The organism is Novipirellula sp. (genome assembly GCF_041583735.1).
In the GTDB taxonomy this organism is placed as follows: Bacteria; Planctomycetota; Planctomycetia; order Pirellulales; family Pirellulaceae; genus Novipirellula.
The window spans coordinates 1-8,814 of record NZ_JBFHFD010000352.1 but is presented as its reverse complement, the minus strand read 5'-3'; the positions used below and the strand labels follow the sequence as shown (position 1 = coordinate 8,814).

Sequence of the window (8,814 nt, the reverse complement as noted above, 5' to 3'; positions counted from 1 at the left end):
TGACCAGCGGTGGGAACCTGGTTGCGGGGGATACGTTTCGTGGCCGCGACAGCGTTTTGTCGGGCCCGGCCGGCGGGGTGGTGGCACTGGGGTATGTTGCCAAGTCGACCGGTTCGGCATCGGCGATCGGATTGGACATGGGGGGGACGAGCACGGATGTCAGCCGGTACACGGGACAAGTGGGGCGATGTTACGAAGCACGTGTTGCGGGACTGCGGGTGTTGACGCCGATGATGGATATTCGCACGGTGGCCGCAGGTGGCGGGTCGATTTGCGATGTCGTGGGAGGGCGATTGGTGGTCGGGCCGGCCAGCGCCGGGGCAGACCCGGGGCCGGCATGTTACGGACGCGGCGGGCCGCTGACGATCACCGACATCAACCTGTTGCTCAAACGATTGCCAGTGGATCGATTCCCGTTTCCGCTGGATGAAATGGCCGCCAAACGCCGGATCGAGGAAGTCGCGAAGCGGTTGCCTGATTCGGTCGAAATCACCAGTCTGGAAACGCTCGCTGAAGGCTTTTTGCAGATCGCTGTCACGCATATGGCCGAAGCGGTCCGCACCGTCAGCACGGCCGAAGGCAACGATGTGCGTCAGATGACGTTGGTGGGGTTCGGTGGTGCAGCGGGCCAGCATCTGTGTCGTGTCGCCGATTCGCTAAAGATGAGCCAAATTATTGATCATCCTGACGCCAGTATGCTGAGCGCTCTGGGGATGGGATTGGCCGATATTGGCCGCGTCGTGACGCGAGGCGTCTATGCAAAATTGGACGACGCATCTTCCGATGGGATCTCGCAGATCGCCGCAGAGCTTCGCAGTGAAGCGGACTCGATGATTGCTGAAGAAAATGTCGACCATGTGCCGGTCAAGTATTCGTTTGAATGTGATGTTCGCTACCGAGGCACCGAGTCGTCGTTGCCGATCCCTTATCAATCGCTGGCGGACCAATCGGAAAATACTTCGGCTGCATCGCTTGCCCAGCGGTTCAACGACAAGCACTTGCAAACCTTTGGGTACAACCAACCCGGCCGTGACCTTGAATTGGTGGCCGTTCGCTGCGAAGCCAAACTAACGCAATCAACTTCGCTTCAACAGGACGTCGTGGTGAATTCGCCGGATGCGGACGCACACGAGCAACCAAAACGCTGGAGCGATTGCAGTCGGATCGAGCGATCGCAGCTGAGTGAAGGAGACACGATCACTGTGCCGACCATGGTCATTAGCAGCGATTCCACTTTGGTGGTCGAGCCTCATTGGGTCGGTAAGGTTTTAGCCGGCGGAGTGATCGAGTTGCGTCGCGAATCCGAGTCGGACTTCGGTCACGACGCCACTCCGGAAAACGATGCGGTGCTATTAGAAGTGGTGGCTCGGCGGCTGCAGGGGATTGCCGATTCGATGGGCGAGGTGCTGCGCCGGACCGCTGTCAGTGTGAACGTGAAAGAGCGTCGCGATTACAGTTGTGCGGTGTTCCGAGGCGACGGGTCGCTGATCGCCAATGCCCCTCATGTTCCGGTTCACTTGGGCGCGATGGGGCATACGGTTCGCCGGTTGATCAGCGTCTATCCGTCGATGTCTGCGGGCGATTGTTATCTCAGCAACGATCCCTTTTCAGGTGGATCGCATCTGCCGGATATCACTGCGGTGACACCGGTGTTTTGTGATCGAGCGGTCAAAAGTGGTCGGCCTGATTTCTTTGTGGCCTCAAGAGCTCATCACGCCGAGATCGGCGGTCGTACGCCCGGATCGATGCCCCCGGACGCCACTTCGTTGGCCGAAGAGGGAGTGCTGATTCGCGACTTTGCGATGGTTCGCGATGGCGTTCATTTCGAAGACGAGTTGAGGACGTTGCTCAGGGGTGGTCGTTATCCATCGCGAAACGCCGAGGAGAATTTGGCTGATTTGGCGGCCCAGCGTGCTGCGGGCGAAGATGGCGTTCGGGCGCTCGTTGAGATGGCGCAAACGTATTCGGTGTCGCAAATCGATTACTACATGCAGCAATTGTTGCAGGTCGCCGGTGATACCGCTCAAGCCTGGATTCGCACCCTTCCCGATCATCCGATGTCGTTTACCGATTCGCTGGATGACGGCACCACAATCGCGGTCACGCTGTGTCGCCAAGGTGATCGGCTGAAGATTGATTTTACTGGAACGGCTGCAGTTCACGCGTTCGGTTTTAATGCGACCAAGGCGATTGTGACCGCCGCTGTGCTTTACGTCGTACGGATGGTATCGGGATCCAATTTGCCGCTGTGTGACGGAGTGCTTCGCGATATCGATCTGGTGATTCCCACGGGATTGCTAAATCCACCGGCTGATGAGGATCCGGCAAAATGCGCTGCGGTCGTCGCCGGCAATGTGGAAACGAGCCAGCGAGTGGTCGATGTGTTGTTGGGGGCGCTGGGGGTGGCAGCCGCGTCGCAAGGGACGATGAACAACGTGTTGATCGGAGATGCTACGTTTGGTTTTTATGAGACTATCGGGGGCGGATCGGGGGCGACGGCCGAACAGGACGGCGCCGATGCGGTCCACACCCATATGACCAACACTCGGATCACCGACCCCGAAGTGATGGAGAGCCGATTGCCGCTGCGATTGCACCGGTTTGCGATTCGCCATGGCAGCGGCGGCGCAGGATTTCATCGCGGTGGTGACGGCATGATTCGCGAGTTCGAATTTCTGAAACTGCTGACACTATCGTTGATCACCGGTCGACGAACGCGTCCTCCGTATGGTGCGGCCGGAGGGGGCGACGGTGCGGTAGGCCAAAATACGCTGGTGCGATCAGGGAAATCCGAGCGGTTGCCATGGGCTGTTTCGGTTCAGGTTGACGCTGGCGATCGTTTGATCATCGAGACCCCCGGTGGCGGCGGTTGGGGAAGCGAAGAGGTTGGTTGATTCGGGAATCCGTAGCGAGTCGCTTGTGAGAAATAATCACGATAGTGAGGTTTAATCCGCATTATCAGGCGATAACGGTTGAGTGAACGAACACTTAGGCCGCTTTTGCTTCGTGGCGGCTTCCGGAGACGTTATAATAGAGCCCACGCCCACCTATGCTCTGCGTCGATCCCCCAAGCCAATTTCGACGCTCTTCGCACCAAGATCCGGATCCCTCCTTCGCCAGGAAAGCCATCCATGATTCATGCTCGAATCGCTATCTGTTTTTGGCTCGTATTTCCGCTCGCCTCGGTAGCTTATTCGAAGACCATTGATTTTGGCCGCGATGTACGTCCCATTTTGTCGGATCACTGTTTCGCTTGTCACGGGCCCGACGAAGAGCATCGTGAAGCGGATTTGCGTTTGGATACGTCCGAGGGGGTGTTGGGAGCGGTCGAGCCCGGCGAGCTTGACAACAGCGAATTGATCACGCGGATTTTGTCCGATGACGCTGACATGCTGATGCCGCCGCCAAAGTTTGGGAAACCACTCAGCGGCGAACAAATCGAAACGCTCAAGCAATGGGTCGATCAAGGCGCTGCGTATAGCGAGCACTGGGCATTTCAGTCGCCTCAGAAAACCACGGTTGATGGTCGCGAGATCCGTACGGCAAGCACCGCGATTGATGCGTTTATCAACGTCGAGTTGGAACAGGTCGGATTGGAGCCCAACGGGCCTGCTGATCGCCGAACGCTGTTGCGGCGGATTTGTTTCGATCTGACCGGATTGCCGCCGTCCGATCGCGATGCCGAGTCCTTTCTGAATGACACGTCGCCGGATGCCGTTGAGCATTTGGTCGACCGTTTGTTGGCGTCGCACCATTACGGCGAACACATGAGCCGGTATTGGTTGGATTTGGTGCGGTACGGCGATACGCACGGACTGCACTTGGACAATTACCGCGAAATGTGGCTGTACCGAGATTGGGTGATCAATGCACTGAACAGCAACATGCCGATGGATCAATTTATCACCGAACAATTGGCTGGTGACTTGCTTCCCGATGCCACGGACTCGCAAAAGATAGCCAGCGGTTTTAATCGCTTGAACGTGACCACTAACGAAGGCGGCTCAATTGTCGAAGAGGTGTTTGCTCGCAACGTGATCGATCGCACGGATGCGTTTGGCACCGTTTTCCTGGGGCTGACGACTGGTTGCAGCGTATGTCATGACCACAAATTTGATCCGATCACCACGACCGACTATTACTCGTTGTCCGCCTTCTTTAACAGCCTGGACGGCAAGGCGATGGACGGCAACGTCAAAGATTCGGCACCGTCGATTAAAGTTCCCACGGCCGAGCAGTTAAAGGAAATTTCCGAGTTCGACGAAGCGCTTCGCGAAATCCGCGATCAGATGGATGGCCCCATCGAAACCGTCGATCAAGCTCAACTGGTTTGGGAACGCGGGCTCGGCAATAGCGAGCCGCCCAAGTGGACGGTTCTCGCACCTGAGTCGGCGGTGTCCGCCGCCAAGGTGGAAATGAAAGTCCGCGACGATCATGCCGTTGAAGTGGTCGGCAAGGTCGCTGCCAAAGACACGACGACGATCCTCACTCCCTTGCCTGCCAACACGCCTTGGAAATCGCTGCGATTGGAAGCACTGGTCAATTCGCCCGAGGAACGGGTCGGGTTGTCATCCAATGGCAATGTGGTGTTGTCCGAAATTGTGCTGGAAATGCAACATGGCGACGATCCCGAGAACTGGATTCCTGTTCCGATCCGCAGTGCGATCGCTGATATCGAACAAGCCGATGGCGCCTTTGCGGTCACCTATGCGATCGATGGTAAAATCAAACCCAACGAAGGCTGGGCGGCAGCGGGACACGAGCAAACCGGTGGTCGAACCGCGTGGTTCGACCTCGGCACGCTGTTAACCGAAACCGCCGATGCGAAGCTGCGGGTACAGTTGCAGTACCAATCACAGTTTTCGCAGCACCAATTTCGCACGGTTCGCTTATCGTTGTCCGAGACGATGCCAGCGGCCCCAGAATCAAAGCAAATCCAACGAGGCCCGCTGCACAGTGTCGGCCCCTTTGCCGTCGCCACGACCGAACTGAGTTACGAACAGTCGTTTGCATCGCAAGCTGCCGCGTTCGATCCGAACCAAACCTTCACCTACGAGGGGAGCCAGTACCAATGGCAGCTGCGTGAGGACCTTGCCGAAGTTCGTGTGAATTCGCTTGAAACGGTACCCGACCACGGTAGCGTAAATTTGCTGCACCAAACCGTGACGTCCCCCGTCGCTCAGAAGACGACGTTGTTGCTGGGGACCAGCGATGGGCACATCGTCTATCTCAATGGCAAGCAGCTCGCAATCTCACAAGGTTCGCAGGACATCGATCCGCTCGGCAAAGAGATCGAATTGGATTTGAAGCAAGGAGACAACGATCTTTACATCAAGGTGGTCAACCATGATGGCCCGTCGCTGATTTCTTACGCCTATCGATCGCCGATCGTCGAGGTGTCCTCGTCGCTTGCCAAGTTGTTGGAAACGCCCGAAACCGAGCGGTCGGCTGCGGATCGTGAATCGCTGCGAACGTATTTCCGCAGCGTCTATTGCACTCACCCCGATTGGCAAGTGCTTGTTGATCAAGCCAAGGGGATTGCGGCGGCCAAGGAAAAAGTCGAAAGCGAATTTCCGACCACCTTGGTTTGGAAAGAACTCGAGAAACCCCGCCAAGCTCATATCTTGTTGCGAGGCGACTACGAACAACCTGGACCTGAAGTGTCCCGGGCGACACCCGCGTTTTTGCCTGCGATGAATCCATCGGATCCTCAAGACCGGTTAGGGTTGGCAAAGTGGTTGTTGTCCGAGCAGCATCCATTGACCTCACGCGTCGCGGTGAACCGGTTCTGGCAACAAATCTTTGGCACCGGATTGGTGAAAACCAGCGAAGATTTCGGCAGCCAAGGCGAGCAACCGAGTCACCCGGAATTGCTCGATTGGTTGGCAGTCGATTTTCGCGAGCAGGGATGGGACATCAAACGATTGATGAAATCGATCGTGATGAGTGACACCTACCAACGATCGGCGAAAGCCGCGCCGATCCAATTGCAGGTCGATCCACGCAACCGTTTGCTGGCTCGCGGCCCTCGGTTCCGGCTCGATGGCGAGATGCTGCGGGATCAAGCGTTGGCGGTATCGGGATTGTTGGTGGACAAATTGGGCGGCCCCAGTGTGAAACCGCCACAACCCGATGGGCTCTGGTTGGCGGTGGGCTATTCCGGCAGCAACACGGTTCGATTTAAAGCGGATGAAGGTGACAAAATCTATCGACGTAGCGTCTATACGTTTTGGAAACGGACCAGTGCCCCGCCGCAATTATCGACCTTTGATGCACCGAGTCGCGAATCGTGTATCGCTCGACGCGAGCGGACCAACACGCCGCTGCAAGCATTGTTGTTAATGAACGAGACTCAGTTTCTCGAAGCCGCGAAACAATTGGGGCGTCAAGTCACCGAGAAATCGGATTTGCAAACCGCCGAAGAAAAAATCCAGTGGGTGTTCGAGCGAGTGACGATGCGTCCCGCTTCGGACGCCGAAACAAGCGAGTTGACCGCTTTGGTCAACGATTTGATGTTGCACTACGCTTCGCAGCCTCAGGCGGCCGAGAAATTGGTGGGCACGTCGTCGGCGGAAACCGCTGCCTGGACCATGGTTTGTAGCACACTGATGAACCTCGACGAAGTGTTGAACAAATAGTGAGTGCGGAAGTCGATCCGATTTTTACGCGGGCTGAACCCTTCGTCGAACAAGCCTTTGTCGAACCAGCAAAAAAGAAACTTGAGAACGATGATGCAAACGAATCTTGAATTTGAGCAGCTGACGCGGCGATCTTTTTTCTCTCGCTCGTCGGCGGGGATCGGCGCTGCGGCGCTCGCGTCGTTAGATGCAAGATCGGCACCTGTGGCGGTTGCCAATCGCGGTGCGGTCGGTGGACTTCCCCATTTACCGCATCATGAACCCAAAGCTCGTCGGGCCATCTATTTGTTTATGTCCGGGGCGCCCAGCCAGATGGATATGTGGGATCACAAACCGGCGATGGCCGATTGGTACGACAAGGATTTGCCGGAAACCATTCGCAAAGGCCAACGGCTGACCACGATGACCAGTGGTCAATCGCGTTTTCCCATCGCGCCGAGTATCTACAAGTTTTCGCCGCATGGGGCGGCCGGAACGATGGCCAGTGAGCTGATTCCTCACATGGCCAGCAAAGTCGACGATATTGCCTTAGTCAAATCGATGTATACCGAGGCGATCAATCATGATCCCGCGATCACCTATATTTGTACGGGCAACCAATTGCCCGGCAAAGCGAGTTTGGGGTCTTGGTTGAGCTACGGATTAGGAACCGAAAACGAGAATTTGCCCGCGTTTATCGTGATGACTGCATCGTGGACCGGACGCAAAGAGGCGCAGGCCCTTTATAACCGGTTGTGGGGCAGCGGGTATTTGCCGAGTAAGTATCAAGGCGTCGCACTGCGAAGCAGTGGCGATCCGGTGCTCTATTTGTCCAATCCCGCCGGGGTCGACCCGGCGGTGCGTCGCCGCATGCTCGATTCGCTCTCTCGGCTCAACGCGGCAACAGCCGACCGGCTCGGCGACCCGGAAACGCATGCCCGTATCGCTCAGTACGAGATGGCGTTCCGGATGCAGACCAGTGTGCCCGATTTGACCGACATCAGCGACGAACCGAAATATATTCTCGATCTGTATGGTCCCGACGTGACGACACCGGGGACGTTTGCGAATTGTTGTTTGATGTCGCGGCGGATGGCGGAGCGCGGAGTCCGTTTTACCCAAATTTTTCATCGCGGATGGGACCAGCACGGAGCGCTACCGAAGGATCTGCCGAATCAATGCCGCGACGTCGACCAGCCCTCGGCGGCACTGTTGACGGATTTGCGACAGCGGGGGATGCTGGACGATACGCTGGTGGTTTGGGGCGGTGAATTTGGCCGTACCATTTATTGCCAAGGCGGATTATCGAAAACCAACTACGGCCGCGACCATCATCCCAAATGCTTCACCGTTTGGTTGGCCGGCGGTGGGGTCCAAGGAGGGGTGGTGCATGGCGAAACCGACGAATTTAGCTACAACGTGGTTAAAGACCCCGTGCACATTCATGACCTGAACGCCACAATCTTACATCTAATGGGGATTGATGATCAGCGGTTTACGTATCCATTTCTTGGTCTTGATCAACGTTTAACAGGGGTCGAAGAAACCCGAGTGGTGAGTGAGATCTTGAGTTGATCGGCTCGCCGTCTGTCAAGAACTCTCATTCACACGATCTACTTTGCAAAACGAAACACTTATTGCCCTGCTTGGCCCGTCCGCGGATCCCGTTGCGGCGGGTTGGCGATTAAGAGAACTTGCCGAAAACGATTCTTACCAGGGGGCGGATCTGATCACGCAGCTGAGCGAGCAAGAGGACTTGGTGCGTCGCTCGGATCCCGCGATTTTAGGCGGACTGCTGCATGTCGTGCATGGCCGCGTGATCCGGGCAGCCGCAGAGAGTCGTGGCGAATCGTTCGCTGCGGTGGATCCCGAGCACGTCCGGCGGCTCGACCAAGCATTGCCCGAGGCGACTCCGAATCGTCATTTGTTGTTGCAGCTGTTGGCGATGATCCAATCCGATCAATCGCTTGCCGTTTTGATGGATCGGTTAGAGCAGTCGCCGCCGCAAAAATGGATGGATGCCGCTCAGGCGATCAGCCCGCTGATGCAAAATCGCCAGTGGAAAGTAGGGATCGTCTTCCCGCGACTACTGCAATGTTTGCAATTTCCGTCGCTGGCGGCACCCACGTTGGATCTCGCCAATTTCTTGGTGCGAGAACGCAACGTGTCGCCGCATCCCGCAGCCGCCAATCTGACG

3 protein-coding genes and 1 pseudogene are annotated in these 8,814 nt (G+C 56.8%); all 4 read left to right on the top strand.

Annotated elements, in window-relative coordinates:
• On the top strand, positions 1-2,894 hold a 2,894-nt coding region (locus tag ABX962_RS22195; RefSeq protein ID WP_372722410.1), incomplete at its 5' end, for a hydantoinase B/oxoprolinase family protein.
• Between the two features lie 237 nt (positions 2,895-3,131).
• Positions 3,132-6,638, top strand: a complete 3,507-nt coding sequence (locus ABX962_RS22190) for a PSD1 and planctomycete cytochrome C domain-containing protein (protein ID WP_372722408.1) — start codon at positions 3,132-3,134, stop codon at positions 6,636-6,638.
• Between the two features lie 90 nt (positions 6,639-6,728).
• On the top strand, positions 6,729-8,192 hold the full coding sequence (locus ABX962_RS22185) for a DUF1501 domain-containing protein (protein WP_372722406.1): 1,464 nt from the start codon (positions 6,729-6,731) through the stop codon (positions 8,190-8,192).
• Between the two features lie 43 nt (positions 8,193-8,235).
• Positions 8,236-8,814: pseudogene (locus ABX962_RS22180) on the top strand (HEAT repeat domain-containing protein); the annotation flags it as partial.

What these genes read in the sequence shown, in the direction of transcription:
- ABX962_RS22185 (WP_372722406.1), top strand. Translation starts at nt 6,729, where the DNA reads ATGATGCAAACGAATCTTGAATTTGAGCAGCTGACGCGGCGATCTTTT.
- ABX962_RS22190 (WP_372722408.1), top strand. Translation starts at nt 3,132, where the DNA reads ATGATTCATGCTCGAATCGCTATCTGTTTTTGGCTCGTATTTCCGCTC.